Genomic DNA, 17,639 nt, shown 5'->3' on the forward strand with positions numbered 1-17,639 from the left:
CCGCACAGCGGCCGCGCAACAAGCTCCACCCGTAGCCGGTGGGGACTCATCGCCGCTGGTGCTAGTCACCCGGCCCCGACCACGATGTCTGGTCGTCGCTCAACCTGCGCAGCGCTGACAGTCAGAGGAGACGGTGGAAACCGCCGTGATGTTGTCGACGGGACCGACGAGCATGTTGCCGGGCCATGAAGGAGTGCCGCGTTCCCCGAGGCCAGGATGGGGAGCAGGTTGCCGCTGCTCCCCATCTGCTCCCAATTTAAGGGGAAGCAACGCGAAAGCCCGTTACCGGTGGTTCCGGTTACGGGCTCGCTACCTGCAGATATTCACGGTGGGCGATACTGGGATCGAACCAGTGACCTCTTCGGTGTGAACGAAGCGCTCTCCCGCTGAGCTAATCGCCCTCAGCGCCGATGACTCTACCTGATCGAGACCCCGGACCAAAAACCGGGTCTCAGTGGGTCGCGAGGTAGTGCAGCGTCCGCGCCACGAGGTCGATGCCGAGGCTGTACTTGAGCGACAGCCACACCACTACCGACACGAACACGAGCCCGACGGCGCCCAGGGCGCAGCGTACGGGCAGCGACCGGCTGGTGACCCAGCGCGTCCAGGCGTTGACGTGCCGGCGGGTGAAGGCGAGCAGCCGCCGGGCCCAGTGGAATTCGACGGCCCAGACGCCGAGGCCGGCGATCACCAGGAGCCAGCCGGGCCCGGGCAGCGGGATCAGCGCGAGGCCGACGGTGACGACGATGGCGCCGAGCACGCCGATGAAGATCTTGAGGGCGACGCGGCCGGTGGGGTTGGCCCGGATGAGTTCGAGGGTGGTGTGCAGGCGGCCTCGCCATCCGGCCTGGCGCCGCTCCACGAGAGCGGTCCGCGGACCCCCTTCGACAGGCACCTCGTACCCCCGACTTTCGGCTGCTCGGGCCGCACCTTTCGGCGGTCCGGCCGTGGTCCTCGCTGCTACCGAGGAACCCCTCGTGACCATTTCCACCCCCAGTGTCGCCCGGGACCGTCACCCTCGCTGAGGACTGGACGTTACCGGAGTAAGTCGACGACTGAACCACCCGTTGCCGGGCGGGATGACGGATCGGGCGGAAGCGGAAATCCTACAAGAACTCTCACGTTCTCGAAGGCTTTCCGACCCCCTTCCCACCACTGGGTGAAGTCAGCGTATGGCGGAGCGTAGCCAGGAGCAGCACCTGAGTATGGGAAAAGCGGGACACGCGCGTTCCGCAGCGGTGCCGGGGGGAGAACGTCCATGAGTGTCATCCGACCGACGACCGTAGAGGTCGAGACGTCGCTAAGGCTCGTCGCGCCTGACGCCACCGCCTTGCCGGTGCGTGCCAGTCTGCGTTACGACCCTGCTGACCCGTATGCGGTCCATGTCCTGTTCCACGCCGAATCCGCCGGTGGCGAGGCGGTGAGCTGGTCGTTCGCCCGCGAACTGCTGGTCACCGGTCTCGACGAGCCGGCCGGCATCGGCGACGTCCGGGTCTGGCCGTGGGCCACGCCGCGCGGCGACTTCGTCGCGCTCGCGCTGTCGTCCCCGGACGGCAACGCCCTCTTCGAGGTCCCGCGCAGCGTGCTGGTGCGCTTCCTGCGCCGGACCTACGTCGTCGTCCCGCGCGGCCGCGAGGCCGAGCACCTGGACGTCGACACGGCGGTGAACCGGCTGCTCGCCGGCCGCTGACACGGCACACCGGGGCCGCGCGGATCTGCCGAGTCCGCGCGGCCCCGGGCCGTCAGTGCCGGGGTACGCCTCAGCCGTGCGTGGTGATCCCGCCGTCGACCGGGATGACCGCCCCGGTCAGGTACGCGCCGGCCCGCGACGACAGGTAGATCGCCGTGCCCGCCATGTCCTCGGGGCGGCCGATCCGGCCCAGCGGCACCTGCTGCTCGATGGCCGCGCGGGAGGCCGGGTCGTCCAGCGCGAAGGCCATCATCTTGCTCTCGAACGGCCCCGGCGCGATCGCGTTGACAGTGATCTGCTCGCCGGCGAGCTGGTGGGCGAGGCTGCGGGTGAGCATGTGCACGGCCGCCTTGGTCGCCGAGTAGGCGTACACCTCCATCCACGGCACGCGGATGCCGTCGATCGAGCCGATGTTGATCACGCGGGCCGGGTCGTCGGGGGTGGCTGCCGCGCGCAGCGCGGGCAGCAGCGCGGTGGTGAGCCGGAAGACGGCCTTGACGTTCACCGCCCAGAGCTTGTCGAACGCGGTCTCCGGGTACGACTCCAGCGGCGCGCCCCACGTGGCGCCGGCGTTGTTGACCAGCACGTCGAGCCGGTCGGTGCGCTCCCGCACGGCCTGCGCCAGCCCGATCGCGCCCTCGTCGTGGCCCAGGTCGGCGGGGATCGCCTCGCAGTGTCCCTCGGCGGAGAGTTCCTTGGCCACGGCCTCGCAGACGTCGGCCTTGCGCGAGGAGATGATGACCTTTGCGCCGGCCCGGACGAAGCCCTGGGCGATCATCAGGCCGATCCCCCGTGAGCCGCCGGTGACCAGGACCGTCTTGCCTTCGACCGAGAACAGATCCGTCATGCCCATCCCATCGCCCGTGTGCGGGGCCGCGGGCCGGTCGGCCGACCCGGGCGCTACCGATCGGTAACCTAACCGTCCCTGGTCAGTGCCGACAAGACCGGCCATAACCGTCGAGATGCAAGGTGCGCGGCGGGCGGTTACCGTCGGGACGATGGTCACTACCGGTCAGCCCTCCCCGGCCACCCGCACCGACCTGTCCACGCCTGCCGTCGACCCGGACGGGATCGTCACCGGTGCGCTCGCCGACCTGGCGCCGGCGTCCGGCTGGTCGCGGCCGGTCCTGCTCGACGCCGACCTGCTGATCCTGGTCACCCACGGTCACGGCAGCGCCGAGCTGGACTTCCGGGCCCTGCCGTGCCGCCCGGGCACGCTGCTGCGGGCCCGGCCCGGTCAGGTGCTGCGTTGCCTCGGTCCGCAGCTCGACGCGACGGTGGTGCGCTGGGGTCCGGCGACCCTGCGCGGCCTCGACGTCGACCCGGACGCGGTGCCGGCGTACCGGCAGCTCGCCGGGGAGGACGAGGACGCGGTGATCAGCGAGGTGACCCAGCTGGCCGTGGACGCCGACCGGCACGCGGGGATGCCGGCCGCGGCGGCGCTGCTGCGCCACCAGCTCGCCGTGCTGCTGCTGCGGCTGAGCCTGCTCCCGGGCGGCGAGGAGCGGGCCACGCCGCGGGCCGAGACGGAGACCTTCCGGCGGATGTGCCGGGAGGTCGAGCGCGGCTACCGGCACACCCGCCGGGTGGAGGACTACGCGGCCCAGCTCGGCTGCTCGGTGCGTACGCTGACCCGGGCCTGCCTGGCGGTCACCGGCCGCAGCGCCAAGCAGGTGATCGACGAGCGGGTGGCGTTGCAGGCCAGCCGGCTGCTCGCGGCCACCGACGAGCCGATCGCCCGGATCGGCCGGCGGCTCGGCTTCCCCGAGCCGACCAACTTCGGTCGCTTCTTCACCCGGGAGGTCGGGGTGAGCCCGGGGGCCTTCCGGGCCGCCCGGGAGCAGCCGCTGCCCGTCCGCATGGTGCGCCCTCGCCCGCCCGCCGACTCCCCCGCGCCCGCCGGCCGGGCATGATGGCACTGTGCAGATCTCCGCGCGCGGCGACTACGCGGTCCGGGCCGCACTGAGCCTGGCCACCGCGTACCCCACCCTGCTGTCCACCCAGGCCATCGCGGCGGAGCAGGACATGCCCCGCAAGTTCCTGGAGGCGGTCCTGGCCGACCTGCGCCGGGCCGGGATCGTCCGGGCCCAGCGCGGCGCCGAGGGCGGCTACACCCTGGCCCGGCCGCCGCGCGACGTCACCATCGGGCAGATCCTGCGCGCCGTCGACGGTCCGCTCGCCGGGGTACGCGGGCTGCGCCCCGAGGAGACGCAGTACGAGGGCGCGGCCGAGAACCTGCCGCGGCTCTGGGTGGCCGTCCGCGCCGCCGTCCGGCAGGTGGTCGACGAGGTGAGCCTGGCCGAGATGGCCAGCGGGAAGCTCCCGGGCCACGTCCGCAAGCTGATCGCCCGCCCCGACGCCTGGGAGCCCCGCTGACCCCTCAGAGGGTGCCGACCACCTCGGCGTAGTCGAGCCGGGGCAGCCGCTCCCGCCAGGCGTCCGGCGCCGGGCGGCCGATGTTCATGAGCAGCAGCACCCGGTGCCGGCCGTCCGGGAAGAACTCGCGCTCCACCCCGGCCGCGTCGAACCCGGCCATCGGGCCGGCGGCCAGCCCGGCGGCGCGTACCCCGACCAGCAGGTAGCCGATCTGGAGCGCCGCGTTGAACCGGGCCTGGGCCTCCCGGCCGGCCGGGTCGCCGGTGAACCAGTCCCGCGCGCCGGGCCGGTGCGGGAACAGCTCGGGCAGCCGGTCGTGCCAGTCCACGTCGGCGGCGAGCACCGCGGTCAGCGGCGCGCTCGCCGTCTTGTCCCGGTTGCCGGAGCTGAGGTACGGCAGCAGCCGGGCCCGCGCCGGCGCCGAGCGCAGCAGCAGCACCCGCAGCGGCTGGGCGTTCATCGCGGTCGGTCCGTTGCGGACCAGGTCGTGGATGGCCCGCACCTGCTCCTCGTCGACCGGTTCGTCGGTGAACGCGTTGGCCGTGCGGGCCGCCCGGAACAGCAGGTCCTGGGCGGCCCGGTCGAGCGCGAGCAGTTCGCCGGCGGGTGCGCTCACCACGTCCCCGGCCAGGCGCCCAGCGTGGTGGTGTAGCCGCCGCGGTGGTGCACCAGCGGGTCACCGTCCTCGCCCGCGCCGAGCGCCAGGGGTTCGGCGAGCACGAGGGTGTGGTCACCGGCCTCGATCCGGCGGACCACCCGGCAGAGCAGCACGGCCAGGGCGTCACCGATCAGCGGCACCCCGAACGGGCCGGCCGCCCAGCCGGGGTGGGCGGCGAACCTGTCGATCCCGCTGGTGGCGAAGATCCGCGCGACCTCCTGCTGGCCGGAGGCGAGCAGGTGCACGGCCACGTGCTCGGCCCGTTCCACTGTCGGCCAGCTCGACGACTCCCGGCCCAGGCAGAACGAGACCAGCGGCGGGTCCAGCGACACCGAGGTGAACGAGGTGGCGGTGAAGCCGGCCGGCGGCAGCGACGGCAGGCGCCGGCCGCCGTGCAGGCCGGGCGTGGTGACCACGGTGACCGTGGACGCCTGCCGGCGCAGCAGACCGCGGAACGTGTCGGAGTCGACCGGGCGCAGCTCCACGGTGCCGGCACCGGGCCGGTCCACGGTGGTCACGCCGTCACCAGCTCTCGGCCGGCGTAGGTGCTCGCCGGGCGGGGCAGCCCGTAGTGCTCGCGCAGGGTCCGGCCGGTGTACTCGTGCCGGAACAGGCCGCGCCGGCGCAGCAGCGGAACGACGTGGTCCACGAAGGCCTCCAGTCCGTGGGGCAGCAGGGGTGGCATGACGTTGAAGCCGTCGGCGGCGCCCTGGGTGAACCAGAGCTCGATCTGGTCGGCGATCTGCTCCGGGGTGCCGGCGACGACCCGGTGCCCGCGACCGCCGCCGAGCCGGCCGATGAGCTGCCGGATGGTGAGCTTCTCCCGGCGGGCCAGGTCGACGACGAGCTGGTAGCGGCTCTGGTGGGACTGCACCGCGCTGACGTCGGGCAGGTCGGGCAGCGGCCCGTCCAGCGGCAGCCCGGTGAGGTCGAGACCGGTCATGCCGGAGAGCTGGGCGAGGGCGTGCTCGGGCACGATGAGCGCCTCCAGCTCGTCGGCGAGGGCCCGGGCCTCGGACTCCGTACCCCCGATCACCGGCGCGATACCGGGCAGGACCTTGACCCCGTCGGGGTCCCGGCCGGCGGCGGCGGTCGCGCGCCGCAGCTCGGCGTAGAACGCCTGGCCGTCGGCGAGTGTCTGCTGGGCGGTGAAGACGGCCTCGGCGTAGCGGGCGGCGAACGCGATGCCGTCGGCGGACGAGCCGGCCTGCACGAGCAGCGGCCGGCCCTGCGGCGGGCGCGGGGTGTTCAGCGGCCCGTGCACCCGGAACCGCTCGCCCTGGTGTGCGATCTCGTGCACCCGGTCGGTGTCGGCGAAGACGCCGGCCGCCGTGTCGAGGACCAGCGCGTCGTCCTCCCAGCTGTCCCAGAGCTTGATCGCCACGTCGACGAACTCGGCGGCCCGCCGGTAGCGCTCGGCGTGCGCCGGGTGGTCGTCGAGGTTGAAGTTGCGGGCCTCCCGGGCCTGCGCGGAGGTGACGATGTTCCAGCCGGCCCGGCCGCCGCTCAGGTGGTCCAGCGAGGCGAACTTGCGGGCCAGGTTGAACGGCTCGTTGTACGTGGTGGAGGCGGTCGCGATGAGGCCGATGTGCTCGGTGGCCGTCGCCAGCGCGGCGAGCAGCGTGACCGGCTCGAAGACGGCCTGGATGTTGTGCCGGACGGCCGGGCCGACGGCGAGCCCGTCGGCGAAGAACACCGAGTCGAGGGTGCCGCGCTCGGCGATCCGGGCCAGCTCCTGGAAGTGCGTCACGTCAGCGATGCGGCGCGGGTCGGTACGCGGGTGCCGCCAGGCCGCCTCATGGTGGCCGACACCCATCAGGAACGCGTTGAGGTGCAGGGTTCGGGACATGGGGTTTCCTCTCAGGCGGTGACGTCGACGCGCCAGGTGGAGAAGCGGCGTTCCCCGGCGACGAGGAGCTGGTTGACGACCAGGCCGATGGCGGAGATCGTGATGATGCCGGCGTACATGTCGGGGATCGCGAAGTTGTACTGGGCGTAGTTGATGAGGTAGCCGAGCCCCGCCTTGGCGCCCACCATCTCGGCGGCGACAAGCACGAGGATCGAGTACGCCCCGGCGAGCCGGACGCCGGTGAAGATGGTCGGCACGGCCGCCGGCAGGATCACCTTCTGGAACAGCCGCAGGTGGTTGAGCCCCATCGAGCGGGCCGAGCGGACCAGCAGCGGGTCCACCCCCTTCACCCCGGCGATGGTGTTCAGCAGGATCGGCCAGGAGCAGGCGTAGACCACCAGGGCGATCTTGGAGGTCTCGCCCAGGCCGAGGATGAGCACGAAGACCGGCAGCAGTGCCAGCGCGGCGGTGTTGCGGAACACCTCCAGCAGCGGGCTGAGCAGGTCGGCGAGGGGCCGGTACCAGCCGATCAGCAGGCCGAGCGGGATGGCGGCGGCCACGGCCAGGGCCAGCCCGGTGAGCGAGCGGGTCAGGCTGGCGCCGACGTGGTCGGCGAGCTGCCCGTTGCGCAGCAGCGTCCACCAGGCGGCGAGCACCTCGGACAGCGGCGGCAGGAAGACCCGGTCGACGAGCCCGGCGCGGGGTGCGGTCTCCCAGATGGCGGCCAGGGCCAGCAGGGCGACGCTGCGGTGCAGGGCCCGGCCGCCGAGCCCGAGCAGCCGTCCGGGCAGGGCGGGCGCGGCGGCGGGAGCCGCCGGCGGCGACACGGCGGTCCGGGCCGTCGGGCGGGCGGGGCGTTCGGCGATGTCAACCAACGCGGGCCTCCTCTCGTACGGCGGACTGGGCGGCCCGCACCTCGTCGCGCAGCAGCGTCCAGATCTGGTGCCGGTGGTGCCGGAACGCGTCGGAGGAGCGCACGTCCTCCTCGGCGTCCCGGTCGCCCAGCTCGATCTCGATGACCTCCTTGATCCGCCCCGGGCGGGAGGTCATCACGGCGACCCGCTGACCCAGGTGGACGGCCTCGTCGATGCCGTGCGTGATGAACACGACGGTCTTGCCGGTGGCCTGCCAGATCCGGACCAGCTCGTCCTGGAGCGAGTCGCGGGTCTGCGCGTCGAGCGCCGCGAACGGCTCGTCCATGAGCAGCACGTCGGGGTCGTACGCGAGGCTGCGGGCGATGGCCACCCGCTGCTTCATTCCACCGGACAGCTCGTGCGGGTATCGGTCGGCGAACCCGGTGAGCCCGACCAGGTCGAGGTGGTGGGCGATGAGCTCGGCGCGTTCCGCGCGCGGCACGCCCTTGGCCTCCAGTCCGAACGCGACGTTGCCGGCGGCGGTGCGCCAGGGCAGCAGTGCGTACTGCTGGAAGACGATGCCCCGGTCGAGGCCGGGCCCGGTGACGGGGCGGCCGTCCACCAGCACCTGCCCGCCGGTCGGCGTGGAGAGCCCGCCGAGCAGGTCGAGCAGGGTGGACTTGCCGCAGCCGCTGGGGCCGACGACGACAAGGAACTCGCCAGGGCGTACCCCGAGGGTCAGCTCGTCGAGCGCGGTGACCGCGCCGCCGCTGCCCCGCCGACCCGGGAAGACCTTCGTCACCCGGTCGAAGAGGATCTTGTCGGTGCTCACGCGCCACCCCCACCGGCGGCAAACTCGTTGTACTTGTTGGTGTAGAGGTCGCCGGGCTTGGGCTTCTCGCCCTTGAGTTCGCCGGACTGGGCCAGCCAGTCGATCCAGGTGGCGAACTCGCGGTCGCTGATGACGCCGCCCTTGCCGGCGACGCCGGTGGACTTCCAGTACCTCACCAGCGACGGGTCCTCGTTGCGGCCGCGCTTGGCGATGATGGACTCCAGCCGGGCGACGACGGTCTCCCGGGGCTGGGTGCGCGCCCACTCGATGGCCTTGCCGACCCCGGTGGTGAACGTGCGCACCGTCTCCGGGTTGCGCGTGATGAAGTCGTTCCGGAAGACGTAGCTGCCGCCGCTGAACGCGCCGAGCAGCTCGTAGTCGGTGAAGACGGTGCGGATGCCGCCGGCGGCGACGGCCTTGTCGCGGATGACGCCGCCGAGCACCGCCAGGTCGATCTGCTTCTGCCGCAGCGACTGCTCGGTGTTGACCGGCGGCAGCGCGACCAGCTCGACCTTGGCGATCTCGGCCGGAGTCAGGCCGCCCTTGACCAGCCAGGTCTTGAGCACCGCCTCGGCGTGCGCGCCGAGCGTGTTCATGCCGACCTTCTTGCCGATGAGGTCGCGGGGACCGCGGATCGGGCTGTCGTCGAGGACGTAGTAGCCCTGGAAGGTCTGCGCGTCCGAGCCGTAGTAGGCGACCACGGCGGTGATGGGTGCCTTCGCGGCCTGGAGCTTGACGATGGCGCCGTTGAAGGCGCCGCCGAAGTCGGTCTGGCCGGTGGCGGTGGCCTGGATGTCGGCGGGGCCGCCGGTGACGTTGCCGATCCAGTTGAGCTTGACGTCGCCCAGGTAGCCGAGGTCGGCGGCGAGTTCGGGGAGGGTCACCTGGCCGACCGAGCCCTGGTAGCGCAGCTCCTTGGTCTGTCGGCCGCCGGCGGCGGCGTCGGTGCCGCAGCCCGCGGCGGTGGTGAGGGCGAGCAGGGTGACGGCGGCGGCGAGGGTACGCCGCAGCGACTGACGGGTCGAGGGCATGGAGAGGTCTCCTGATCTGTCCACGATGCGGTGGCGAGGGCCCGCGAGGGGCGCGTGAGCACGCCGCTGCCGGCCGGGCCACGATGCGCCGACGACGGGAGCGGACGAGCGGAGGAGATGCGACGACCGAGAGCGGTCAGCTCAACAGAGCGCGCTCGCGTGCCGGACCAGGTCGACGTGCACGCGAGCGGTGAGGAGAAGCTCGTCCCGCTGCGACATGACCTCATGCTGCCGACCGATCTCCGCGCCGGTCAATGCCCTTCCACAGAGTGAGACTTGCGTCGCTGGCTTTGTTACGACCCGTCACCACCAGCATTTACCGCCCCTTAACACCTACCCGTTGGATAGAGATTGTGACGGGTGGGACGGGCACCGTCCAGACCGGATCCGACCGGGTTTCGCGAACCGTCGTTTCGGGCATGTTCGATCCCGCAGACGCAGGGAGACGAAGGAGGACCCCATGGGCATCCAGTTCCGCAAGCGCAAGAAGTACGGGCCGGTGATCCTCCACTTCACCGAGAACGGCTTCTCGTCCTGGAGCATCAAGATCGGTCGCTGGTCGTGGAACTCCAACACCCGCGCCCACCGCGTGGACCTGCCGGGGCCGCTCTCCTGGAAGCAGGACAAGTCCCGGGCGTGACGTCCCGACGTCGAGCGGGGTGCCGGTGGTTCACCGGCACCCCGCTCGGCGTCCGGGCCGGCTTCGCCGTTCCGCCGACGGGAGCCCCGTCCGGACGGAGAATCGCGGAGTGGCGGACCCTTCCTTTCGGCGGGAGCGGCGGCGGGCCGCGGCGGCCGTCGCGCTGCTGCTGTTCGCCTACTTCCTCGTCCCCGTCGAGCCGGACCCGAACGGCCTGCGGCTGGCCCTGCGCTCCGCCGGCACCCTGGTCCTGGTGGTCGTGGTCGCGTTCCTGGTCACCGGCCAGGTACGCCGCCAGCTCGCCGCCACCCAGCCGACCGGGGAAGCGCAGACGCGGGCGCTGATCCGGCTCGCCGTCGCGCTCATCGCCGGGCTGCTGGTCTTCGCCCTCGCCGACTACGTGGTGGCGAACACCCGCCCCGGCGAGTTCATCGGCCTGCGGACCCGGATCGACGCGCTCTACTTCGCGTTGGCCACGCTCACCACTGTCGGCTACGGCGACGTCACCGCCGAGGGGCAGATCGCCCGGGTGGTGGTCTGCGCGCAGATGGTGTTCAGCATCGGGGTGATCGCCACCGGGGCGTCCATCGTGGTCAAGCAGATGACCCAGCGGCCCCGCCCGGACCGGCGCTGATCACCACGTCGCCGCCGAGGCGGCCGTGTTCGGGGTCGCGGGTCACCGCGCCGGCGGCGAGCAGCGAGGTGAGCGCCCGGTTCGCGTCGGCGGCCCGGTAGACGGTCGACGTGGCGGCGAAGCGGCGAAGCTCCGTCACCGTACGCGGGCCGGAGCGGGCGAGTTCGGCCAGCAGTTCGCGGCGCAGCGGGCCGGGCTCGGGATCGAGGCTGATGTCGAGCAGCCGCCCCGCCGGGTCGGCCGGGTCGCGGTAGCGCACCCCGGCGTACTCGTCGACCGCCCAGAGGGCGTCCTTGACCGTCTCCAGGCCCCGGTCGGAGCCGGTGGCGTAGCCGAGCAGCCGGGCCGGCCCGTCGTCGGCCGGCACCAGCTCGACCTCGGTGACCAGCGGGAAGCCCGCCGCGGTCAGCGCCGGACGCAGCGACCGGCCGGGCGCCGTGACCAGCAGCACCTCGGCCGGGCGGCCGGACGCGGCGGCGGCCAGCAGGGCGGCGTCGGGCTCGCCGCCGTCCACAACGGTGAACAGCGGGGCGCCCGCCGCGCCGGCCGCCTTGAGCGCCACCGGCAGCCGGTCCGGCGAGCCCGGCACCACGTGCACGGCGACGTCCGCCGGCAGGGTCGCCTCCGCGGCGCCCAGCCGGGCCGGCAGCTCGGCACCGCCGTCGGCGAGCACCAGCACGGTCAGCCGCCGGCCGCGCAGCCGGTCGGCGAACTCGGCCACCACCCGCAGCGCCGCCTCGGCGCCGGCGACGTCGCCCCCGGCGTACGCGAGGGCCAGCGTGGCCCGCCGCGAGCGGTGCAGCGCGGCGGGCAGCCAGTGGTCGAGCTGGCGGACGAGCAGCTCGCGCAGGACGGCATCGGTCGACATCCTGCCGTTCTACCGCATCCCCCGTCAGGCGGGAACGGAGATGCCCACGCCGCCGCGGGTCTGGCCGCCGTAGCGCTGCCGCTCGCGGTCGAGGTCGAGCCGGCCGATCCGCTTGCGCGCGGCGAGGGCGCCCTCGTCGAGGAGGTCGGCGGGGACGATCCAGACGATCTCGAACTCCAGCCCGTCGGGGTCGCGGCCGTAGAGGCTCTTGGTGGTCCCGTGGTCCGAGGCGCCCACCAGGGCGTCGGCGGCGGCCAGCCGCTCGGCGGTGGCGGCCAGCTCGTCCAGGGTGTCCAGCTCCCAGGCGAGGTGGTAGAGGCCGACCGTGGACCGCCCGGCCGGAGAGGCTCCGGCGGCCGCGCCGATCTCGAACAGCCCGAGGTCGTGGTCGTTGGTGGAGTCGGGCGCCTGGAGGAAGGCGGCGCCCCGGAAGCCGTCCGGCGTCATCGGCACCGGGCGGAAGCCGAGCACGTCGCGGTAGAAGGCGACGCTGCGGTCGAGGTCACGGACGTAGAGGACGGCGTGGTTGAGCCGGTGGATTCCCATGACACCGACGGTAGCGCGCTTTTGTTGAGCGTTCAACAACAGGCGCTATGATGGCCGTCATGACCCGGTGGCTGGACCCCGACGAGCAGCGGACCTGGCGGGCGTTCCTCACCGCCTCCCGGGCCCTCATGGACACCCTCGACCGCGAGCTGCAACGCGACGCCGGGATGCCGCACGCGTACTACGAGATCCTGGTCCGGCTCTCCGAGGCCCCCGATCGGCGGCTGCGGATGAGCGAGCTGGCCGACGCCACCGGCTCCTCCCGCAGCCGGCTCTCGCACGCCGCCGCCCGCCTGGAGGCCGCCGGCTGGATCCGCCGGGAGGACTGCCCCACCGACCGCCGCGGCCAGCTCGCCGTGCTCACCGACGACGGCTTCGCCACCCTGGCCGCCGCCGCGCCCGGCCACGTCGAGGGGGTACGCCGGCACCTGTTCGACGCGCTGAGCCCGGCCCAGGTCGACCAGCTGCGGCGGATCAGCGAGACGCTCGCCGACCACCTGACCGGATCGCGACCAAACTGATCCACAGCGGGGCTTGTACTTACCGTCGTCGGATGAGCACGATGGGGCGTGTCCTCCGGCTTCGCTGACCTGACTGTCCAGGCGCACCACCTGGTGTCCGAAGGCGACCTCGCCGGTGCCCAGCGACTGCTCGCCGACGCGCTGAGCGACGCCGACCCCCGTCCCGCCAACGCCTCCGCCGAGCTGGCCGAGGCCGCCGGCCTCCAGGCCCGGGTGCTCGTCGCGCTCGGCGAGCCGCACTCCGCCCGCGGCTGGGCCGCGTTCGCGTACGCGGCGACCTCCCGGCTGTTCGGGCGCTCCGACGAGCGGACCGTCACCGCCGCCGCCACCCTGGCCGCCGTGCTGCACCGGGTCGGCAGCGACGCCCGCGCCGCCCGGCTCTACTCCGACGTCATCATCGAGCTGACCGCCCGGGACGGGCCGGAATCCCAGCGGGTGCTGGCCGCGCACGCCGACCTGGCCACCGTGGAATACGCCCGCGGCCAGTGCGACGTGGCCCGCGACCGGTTGCAGGACGCCTGGGAGCTGCACCGCGAGGTCTACGGCGACGGCCACCCCAGCGGCATCAAGATGCTGGCCAAGCTCGGCGCGATGGAACGCGACTGCGGCCGCTACGCCGAGTCCCACGAGCACCTGGCGCTCGCCGAGGAGCTGTGCCGGCAGCACCTGGCCGCCGACGACCCGCTCGCCACCCAGGTCGCCGGGCTGGCCCGGGCCGCCGCCGACCCGGACCACGTCTGCGACACGCCGGAACCGCCCGCCCGGGAGACGCCTGTGGTGCCGGCGGCGCGCGTCCCCCCGCCCGCCGAGGGGCCGCCCGACCTGCCGCCCTACCAGCCACCGACGCTCGACGACCCGGTCGAGACGCCGCTCTACCGCCCGCCGGACCGGGCCGAGGCCGCCCACGTGCCGACGCCCCGCACCCCGCCCGAGGCGGACGACGAGGCGTTCGCGGACTACCCGTGGCCGCCGGACGAGCCGGCCGAGGAGCCCTGGCGGCCGGGCGAGAGCGCGCTCCCGCCGACAGTTGTCGGGCTGACCGAGGCCGAGCCCGACGGCGTACGCCGGGTGCCCCCGGCCGCCGAACCCGGCACCCCGTCGCGGTACCTGCCCGTGCACGTGCCCCGGCCGCCCGCCACCGAGGGCCGGACCACGCCCTGGCTGCCGCTCGTGGTGGCCGGGGTGGTGGTGGCGCTGCTGCTCGGCACCATCGCGGTGATCGCTGGGGTGTCCCGGGTGGACGACCGGCGGGACACCCCGGCGCCCGCGCCGACCGCCCGCGCCTCCTCGGCCGGCCCCACCACGGGCACCCCGAGCGCCGCCCCGGCCGCCTCCCCCGGCACCCCACCCGGGCGGCTCACCCTGACCGACCGGCGGGACAGCATCGTGCTGAGCTGGACGTACCCGGCCGGCGCGGAGGGACCGGTGGTGGTCGCCGGGGGCCGCTCCGGGCAGCCGCAGCGCACCTTCCTGACCCTGCCCGCCGGCTCGGTCGACTACATCGCCTACGGCCTCGACCGCACCACCGACTACTGCTTCACGGTCGCCGTGGTCTGGTCCACCGACACGGTCGCCCGGACCACCCCGGTCTGCACGAAGCGGCGCCGCTGACCCGTCAGTCCGCCTCCGGGTCGGCCAGCGCGGGCAGCCGTACCGTCACCCGCAACCCCGGCGCCGCCGCCTCCGGCGCGGCGTCGGCCAGCTCGACGGCACCACCGGCCCGGCGGACCAGCTCGCGCACGATGGCCAGGCCCAGGCCCGCGCCGCCCGCGTCGCGCCCCCGCGCGTCGTCCAGCCGGGTGAAGCGGGCGAAGACCCGCTCCCGGTCCGCCGCCGGGATGCCCGGCCCGTCGTCGGTCACCGTGACCAGGTGGTACGCGGACCCGCCGCGCTGCCGTGGCACGGGCGGCCCGGGGTGCGGGCCGGTGACCGCGAGCCGCACCTCGCCGTGCGCGTGCCGCAGCGCGTTCTCCACGAGGTTGACCAGCACCCGGCGCAGCTCCCCCGGGTCACCCTCGGTCCAGAGCGGGCCGGGTGGCGGCTCCAGGCGCAGCGGCGGGGACGGGTAGCGCCCGGCGACCCCGCGCAGCAGCTCACCCAGCTCCACCGGGCCGACGGCGTGCGGCGCGGAGCGGTCCGGCCGGGCCGCCTGCTCGTCGAGGCGGGCCAGCAGCAGCAGGTCGTCGACCAGCCGGCTGAGCCGCTCGGTGTCGGCGAGCAGGTTCTCCGCCACCGCCGGCCAGTCCGGGTCGCCCAGCCGCCGGGCCACCTCCAGCTCGGTGCGCATGTTGGTGACCGGGCTGCGCAGCTCGTGCGCCGCGTCGGCGACGAACGCCCGCTGCCGGTCCCGGGACGCGGCCAGCCGGTCCAGCATGTCGTTGAGGGTGACCGCCAGCCGGTGGATCTCGTCCCGTCCCGCCGGCACGGGCAGCCGCTCGGCCCCGGCCCGGCCGGTGATCTCGGCGGCCCCGCTGCGCAGCGCCTCGACGGGGCGCAGGGTCGCCCCCACCACCCGCCAGGCCACCACGGCCAGCCCGGCCACCAGCAACGGGAAGCCGACCAGCAGCAGGTTCCGGACCACGTGCAGGCTGTGCCGGACGTCGGTCATCGACTTGGCCACGAGCACGGTCCGCGGCTCGTCGGCCGTGCCGGCCGGCACGGTCACCACTCGCACCGGCCCGGTGAGGCCGACCCGCCGCCCGTCCACCACCAGCCGTTGGCGTTCCCCCGCGCGCAGCCGGTCCCGGCCGAGCATCGGCACCAGCCGGTCGGCGTCGATGGAGGCGGCCCGGATCCGGCCCTCGCCGTCGACGACCTGGACGCGCAGCTGCCCGCCGGCCACCGGCAGCGGATCGGGCAGGGCGTCCTCCGCGGCGAGCAGCGCGACCGCGTCCGCGGTCCGGAACGCCTCGGCGTCGACCGAGCGCTGCAACGTCCAGCCGAGCGCGCCGAGCAGCAGCGCCCCGCCGAGCGCGAACCCGACGACCAGGCCGGCCACCCCGAGCACGAGCAGCCGGGACCGCAGCCCGAGGTCCGGCAGGAGGGCCCTGATCCGATGCCTCATGTGGCGAGCCGGTAGCCGGCGCCGCGGACCGTCTCCAGCCGGTCCCGGCCGATCTTGCGGCGCAGGTAGCCGACGTAGACCTCGACCGCGTTCGGGGCGGTCTCGACCGACGCGTCCCAGACGTGGTCCAGCAGCTCGGTCTTGGAGACCACCTCCCCGGGGCGGCGCATCAGGTAGTCGAGCAGGGCGTACTCGCGGGTGGTCAGGGCCACCTCGGCGTCGGCCCGGGTCACCCGCCGCCGGGCCGGATCCAGGCGCAGGTCGCCGACCGCGAGCACGGCCGGGCGCTCCGGCGCGCCCCGGCGCAGCAGCGCCCGCAGCCGGGCCAGCAGCACCACGTACGAGAAGGGCTTGGTGAGGTAGTCGTCGGCGCCGCAGTCCAGCCCGTCGGCCTGGTCGTACTCGCCGTCCTTGGCCGAGAGCATGAGCACCGGCAGCCAGCGTTCCTCGGCGCGCAGCCGGCGGACCACCTCGTAGCCGGAGAGGCCGGGCAGCATCACGTCGAGGATCATGGCGTCGTAGTCGCCGTGCCGGGCGGCGTCCAGCCCACCCGGACCGGTGGACTCGACGTCCACCACGAAACCCTCCGCCTGGAGGCCCCGCCGCAGCGACGCGGCCAGCCGCGTCTCGTCCTCCACCACCAGCAACCGCACGGGTCAAGGGTGCCATCGGGTGACACCCCCTAGGTAATCTCCTCAGCGCTCTCACAGCGTCCCCCGTGCACCATCTACCGTCAGGAGGTGCACACCATGTCCGTACTGAAGAACCGCGCCGTACTGCGCTGGCTGGTCCCGGTGACCGCGGGGGTCGCCGTGATCGGGGGCGGCGCCGCCGTCGGCACGTTCGCCGCCGGGGCCGACCCGGCGCTGCCGCCGCGTACCGCCGCCCAGCTCCTGGAGGACCTGCGCACGTCCCGCCTCGACGGGCTCTCCGGCACCGTGGTGCAGCGGGCCGACCTCGGGCTGCCGCCGATCGCCGAGCTGGCCGGGAAGGCCGGCGGGAACGAGCTGGCCAGCCTGGTCAGCGGCACGCACACCCTGCGAGTCTGGTACGCCGGCCCGGACCGCCAGCGGGTCGCCCTCGTCGACACGCTCGGCGAACGGGACGTGCTGCGCAACGGGCGCGACGTCTGGACCTGGAGCAGCCGGGACAACGCCGCCTCGCACCGGACGCTGCCGGCGGAGGGGAAGGACCTCGACACCGCGCCGGCCACCCCGGCCGACGCCGCCGACCGGGCGCTGGCCGCGATCGACCCGAGCACGGCCGTCACCGTCGGGCGCTCCGCCACCGTCGCGGGCCGCAGCGTGTACGAGCTGGTGCTGACGCCGCGCGACCGGGACTCGCTGGTGCACCAGGTGCGGATCGCGCTGGACGCGAAGGAGCACGTGCCGCTGCGCTTCGAGGTGCTGGCCGACGGGGCGGACGAGCCGGCGTTCGAGGTGGCGTTCACCCAGGTGGACTTCCGCACGCCGGACGCCGACCAGTTCCGGTTCAACCCGCCGCCGGGTGTGAAGGTCACCGAGGAGTCGGCGGACGACCGGCACGGGCCGGCCGGCAGGCGTCCCGCGGGCCGGGGCGAGGAGCGGCCGGACGTGCGTACCGTCGGGACCGGCTGGACCACGGTGCTGGTCGCGAAGATCGACGTGGCCGGCGGCGCGGCGGGCGCGAAGCCGGGCGAGGCGGCCGGCCCGGACGCGGAGGCGCTGTCGAAGGTGCTCGGCGGGCTCCAGCGGGTGAGCGGTGACTGGGGCAGCGGGCGGCTGCTCAGCGGCAAGCTGTTCAGCGTGCTGCTCACCGACGACGGCCGGGTGCTGGCCGGGCTGGTCACCCCGGAGCGGCTGTACCAGGCGGCGAAGGGCTGAGATCCGCGAGAACGGACCCGTCGGGGCCCGGTCGGCGTGACGCCGACCGGGCCCGCTGTCGTGTGCGAGCCTGCGGTGTGACGTCGTCGCGGGCGGCCGGCGAGGCTTGGTCCGGCGGGTGGCCACGCGGTATCTTTCTCAGTTCAAACACAAAAAGGAATGGCTCGTTGAGCCATTCCTGCCGCAATTTTAGCCATGAGGAGCCGGCTTGTCA

General features: G+C 74.0%; 21 protein-coding genes and 1 tRNA gene. 8 read left to right on the top strand and 14 right to left on the bottom strand.

The annotated features are described in order from the left end of the window. Nucleotides 1-329 precede the first annotated feature (329 nt). Nucleotides 330-401 (bottom strand) — tRNA-Val (locus GA0070603_RS11080). Nucleotides 402-451: 50 nt separating this feature from the next. Then, nucleotides 452-985: a TIGR02611 family protein gene (locus tag GA0070603_RS11085; RefSeq protein WP_091311271.1), complete on the bottom strand. Its 534-nt coding sequence runs from the start codon at nt 983-985 to the stop codon at nt 452-454. A gap of 273 nt (nt 986-1,258) precedes the next feature. Here GA0070603_RS11085 and GA0070603_RS11090 point away from each other — a divergent pair, with 273 nt between their 5' ends. Beyond that, nucleotides 1,259-1,690: an SsgA family sporulation/cell division regulator gene (locus GA0070603_RS11090; protein WP_007457244.1), complete on the top strand. Its 432-nt coding sequence runs from the start codon at nt 1,259-1,261 to the stop codon at nt 1,688-1,690. A gap of 70 nt (nt 1,691-1,760) precedes the next feature. On the opposite strand, the gene GA0070603_RS11095 is transcribed toward GA0070603_RS11090, so the two are convergent. Then, nucleotides 1,761-2,537, bottom strand: coding sequence for an SDR family oxidoreductase (locus GA0070603_RS11095; RefSeq protein ID WP_091321822.1), 777 nt, complete (start codon nt 2,535-2,537; stop codon nt 1,761-1,763). Between the two features lie 151 nt (nt 2,538-2,688). Between GA0070603_RS11095 and GA0070603_RS11100 the strand changes: the two genes are divergently transcribed. Together GA0070603_RS11100 and GA0070603_RS11105 are read left to right on the top strand one after the other, a co-directional pair. Then, nucleotides 2,689-3,603 (top strand): helix-turn-helix transcriptional regulator, encoded by a 915-nt coding sequence (locus GA0070603_RS11100; RefSeq protein ID WP_091311275.1) that lies wholly within the window; start codon nt 2,689-2,691, stop codon nt 3,601-3,603. Nucleotides 3,604-3,610: 7 nt separating this feature from the next. After that, the gene (locus tag GA0070603_RS11105) at nt 3,611-4,066 is read left to right on the top strand and encodes an RrF2 family transcriptional regulator (RefSeq protein WP_091270016.1); all 456 of its coding nucleotides are present in this window, start codon (nt 3,611-3,613) and stop codon (nt 4,064-4,066) included. Between the two features lie 4 nt (nt 4,067-4,070). Here the strand turns inward: GA0070603_RS11105 and GA0070603_RS11110 are convergent, their stop codons facing one another. The 7 genes from GA0070603_RS11110 to GA0070603_RS32625 all read right to left on the bottom strand — a co-directional run bounded on the left by GA0070603_RS11110 (nt 4,071) and on the right by GA0070603_RS32625 (nt 9,509). Next, complete coding sequence (locus GA0070603_RS11110) at nt 4,071-4,682, bottom strand: malonic semialdehyde reductase (protein WP_091311279.1); 612 nt, start codon at nt 4,680-4,682, stop codon at nt 4,071-4,073. Continuing rightward, nucleotides 4,679-5,242 carry a flavin reductase family protein gene (locus tag GA0070603_RS11115; RefSeq protein ID WP_091311282.1) on the bottom strand — a complete coding sequence of 188 codons (564 nt, stop codon included), beginning with the start codon at nt 5,240-5,242 and terminating at the stop codon, nt 4,679-4,681. Before GA0070603_RS11115 ends, GA0070603_RS11110 begins: the two co-directional genes overlap by 4 nt. Beyond that, nucleotides 5,239-6,573: an LLM class flavin-dependent oxidoreductase gene (locus tag GA0070603_RS11120; protein WP_091311286.1), complete on the bottom strand. Its 1,335-nt coding sequence runs from the start codon at nt 6,571-6,573 to the stop codon at nt 5,239-5,241. Before GA0070603_RS11120 ends, GA0070603_RS11115 begins: the two co-directional genes overlap by 4 nt. 11 nt (nt 6,574-6,584) lie before the next feature. Then, complete coding sequence (locus GA0070603_RS11125; protein ID WP_208862865.1) at nt 6,585-7,448, bottom strand: ABC transporter permease; 864 nt, start codon at nt 7,446-7,448, stop codon at nt 6,585-6,587. Then, the gene (locus GA0070603_RS11130) at nt 7,441-8,259 is read right to left on the bottom strand and encodes an ABC transporter ATP-binding protein (RefSeq protein WP_091311289.1); all 819 of its coding nucleotides are present in this window, start codon (nt 8,257-8,259) and stop codon (nt 7,441-7,443) included. The genes GA0070603_RS11125 and GA0070603_RS11130 overlap by 8 nt, the downstream gene beginning before the upstream one ends. Beyond that, a complete protein-coding gene (locus GA0070603_RS11135) occupies nt 8,256-9,290 on the bottom strand; it encodes an ABC transporter substrate-binding protein (protein WP_091311292.1) in 1,035 nt (344 codons plus the stop codon). The genes GA0070603_RS11130 and GA0070603_RS11135 overlap by 4 nt, the downstream gene beginning before the upstream one ends. A 141-nt stretch (nt 9,291-9,431) precedes the next feature. After that, a complete protein-coding gene (locus GA0070603_RS32625) occupies nt 9,432-9,509 on the bottom strand; it encodes a putative leader peptide (RefSeq protein ID WP_349881247.1) in 78 nt (25 codons plus the stop codon). A gap of 241 nt (nt 9,510-9,750) precedes the next feature. On the opposite strand from GA0070603_RS32625, the gene GA0070603_RS11140 reads away from it, so the two are divergent. Both GA0070603_RS11140 and GA0070603_RS11145 read left to right on the top strand, forming a co-directional pair. Further along, the gene (locus tag GA0070603_RS11140) at nt 9,751-9,930 is read left to right on the top strand and encodes a DUF4236 domain-containing protein (protein WP_091311295.1); all 180 of its coding nucleotides are present in this window, start codon (nt 9,751-9,753) and stop codon (nt 9,928-9,930) included. A gap of 109 nt (nt 9,931-10,039) precedes the next feature. After that, nucleotides 10,040-10,564, top strand: a complete 525-nt coding sequence (locus GA0070603_RS11145) for a potassium channel family protein (RefSeq protein WP_091311299.1) — start codon at nt 10,040-10,042, stop codon at nt 10,562-10,564. Here GA0070603_RS11145 and GA0070603_RS11150 read toward each other — a convergent pair. Further along, on the bottom strand, nt 10,524-11,432 hold the full coding sequence (locus tag GA0070603_RS11150; protein ID WP_091311302.1) for a hypothetical protein: 909 nt from the start codon (nt 11,430-11,432) through the stop codon (nt 10,524-10,526). The genes GA0070603_RS11145 and GA0070603_RS11150 overlap by 41 nt on opposite strands. 24 nt (nt 11,433-11,456) lie before the next feature. Continuing rightward, nucleotides 11,457-11,978, bottom strand: coding sequence for a VOC family protein (locus tag GA0070603_RS11155; protein WP_091311305.1), 522 nt, complete (start codon nt 11,976-11,978; stop codon nt 11,457-11,459). A gap of 50 nt (nt 11,979-12,028) precedes the next feature. Between GA0070603_RS11155 and GA0070603_RS11160 the strand changes: the two genes are divergently transcribed. Together GA0070603_RS11160 and GA0070603_RS11165 are read left to right on the top strand one after the other, a co-directional pair. Next, on the top strand, nt 12,029-12,499 hold the full coding sequence (locus GA0070603_RS11160) for a MarR family winged helix-turn-helix transcriptional regulator (protein ID WP_091321825.1): 471 nt from the start codon (nt 12,029-12,031) through the stop codon (nt 12,497-12,499). Between the two features lie 48 nt (nt 12,500-12,547). Then, nucleotides 12,548-14,110 (top strand): tetratricopeptide repeat protein, encoded by a 1,563-nt coding sequence (locus GA0070603_RS11165; protein ID WP_091311309.1) that lies wholly within the window; start codon nt 12,548-12,550, stop codon nt 14,108-14,110. Between the two features lie 4 nt (nt 14,111-14,114). On the opposite strand, the gene GA0070603_RS11170 is transcribed toward GA0070603_RS11165, so the two are convergent. Next, nucleotides 14,115-15,563 (bottom strand): sensor histidine kinase, encoded by a 1,449-nt coding sequence (locus GA0070603_RS11170; protein WP_091311312.1) that lies wholly within the window; start codon nt 15,561-15,563, stop codon nt 14,115-14,117. Beyond that, nucleotides 15,560-16,216: a response regulator transcription factor gene (locus GA0070603_RS11175; protein ID WP_091311316.1), complete on the bottom strand. Its 657-nt coding sequence runs from the start codon at nt 16,214-16,216 to the stop codon at nt 15,560-15,562. Before GA0070603_RS11175 ends, GA0070603_RS11170 begins: the two co-directional genes overlap by 4 nt. Nucleotides 16,217-16,312: 96 nt before the next feature. Between GA0070603_RS11175 and GA0070603_RS11180 the strand changes: the two genes are divergently transcribed. Then, a complete protein-coding gene (locus tag GA0070603_RS11180; RefSeq protein WP_091311319.1) occupies nt 16,313-17,425 on the top strand; it encodes a LolA family protein in 1,113 nt (370 codons plus the stop codon). The last annotated feature ends 214 nt before the right edge of the window (nt 17,426-17,639 follow it).

Origin of the sequence: Micromonospora chersina, from assembly GCF_900091475.1 — a bacterium.
Taxonomy (GTDB): Bacteria; Actinomycetota; Actinomycetes; order Mycobacteriales; family Micromonosporaceae; genus Micromonospora; species Micromonospora chersina.

Excerpts from the sequence above, each read along its gene's own strand:
- GA0070603_RS11085 (WP_091311271.1), bottom strand. The coding sequence starts at position 985 with ATGGTCACGAGGGGTTCCTCGGTAGCAGCGAGGACCACGGCCGGACCG.
- GA0070603_RS11090 (WP_007457244.1), top strand. The coding sequence starts at position 1,259 with ATGAGTGTCATCCGACCGACGACCGTAGAGGTCGAGACGTCGCTAAGG.
- GA0070603_RS11095 (WP_091321822.1), bottom strand. The coding sequence starts at position 2,537 with ATGACGGATCTGTTCTCGGTCGAAGGCAAGACGGTCCTGGTCACCGGC.
- GA0070603_RS11100 (WP_091311275.1), top strand. The coding sequence starts at position 2,689 with ATGGTCACTACCGGTCAGCCCTCCCCGGCCACCCGCACCGACCTGTCC.
- GA0070603_RS11120 (WP_091311286.1), bottom strand. The coding sequence starts at position 6,573 with ATGTCCCGAACCCTGCACCTCAACGCGTTCCTGATGGGTGTCGGCCAC.
- GA0070603_RS11135 (WP_091311292.1), bottom strand. The coding sequence starts at position 9,290 with ATGCCCTCGACCCGTCAGTCGCTGCGGCGTACCCTCGCCGCCGCCGTC.
- GA0070603_RS32625 (WP_349881247.1), bottom strand. The coding sequence starts at position 9,509 with ATGTCGCAGCGGGACGAGCTTCTCCTCACCGCTCGCGTGCACGTCGAC.
- GA0070603_RS11140 (WP_091311295.1), top strand. The coding sequence starts at position 9,751 with ATGGGCATCCAGTTCCGCAAGCGCAAGAAGTACGGGCCGGTGATCCTC.
- GA0070603_RS11150 (WP_091311302.1), bottom strand. The coding sequence starts at position 11,432 with ATGTCGACCGATGCCGTCCTGCGCGAGCTGCTCGTCCGCCAGCTCGAC.
- GA0070603_RS11155 (WP_091311305.1), bottom strand. The coding sequence starts at position 11,978 with ATGGGAATCCACCGGCTCAACCACGCCGTCCTCTACGTCCGTGACCTC.
- GA0070603_RS11160 (WP_091321825.1), top strand. The coding sequence starts at position 12,029 with ATGGCCGTCATGACCCGGTGGCTGGACCCCGACGAGCAGCGGACCTGG.
- GA0070603_RS11170 (WP_091311312.1), bottom strand. The coding sequence starts at position 15,563 with ATGAGGCATCGGATCAGGGCCCTCCTGCCGGACCTCGGGCTGCGGTCC.
- GA0070603_RS11180 (WP_091311319.1), top strand. The coding sequence starts at position 16,313 with ATGTCCGTACTGAAGAACCGCGCCGTACTGCGCTGGCTGGTCCCGGTG.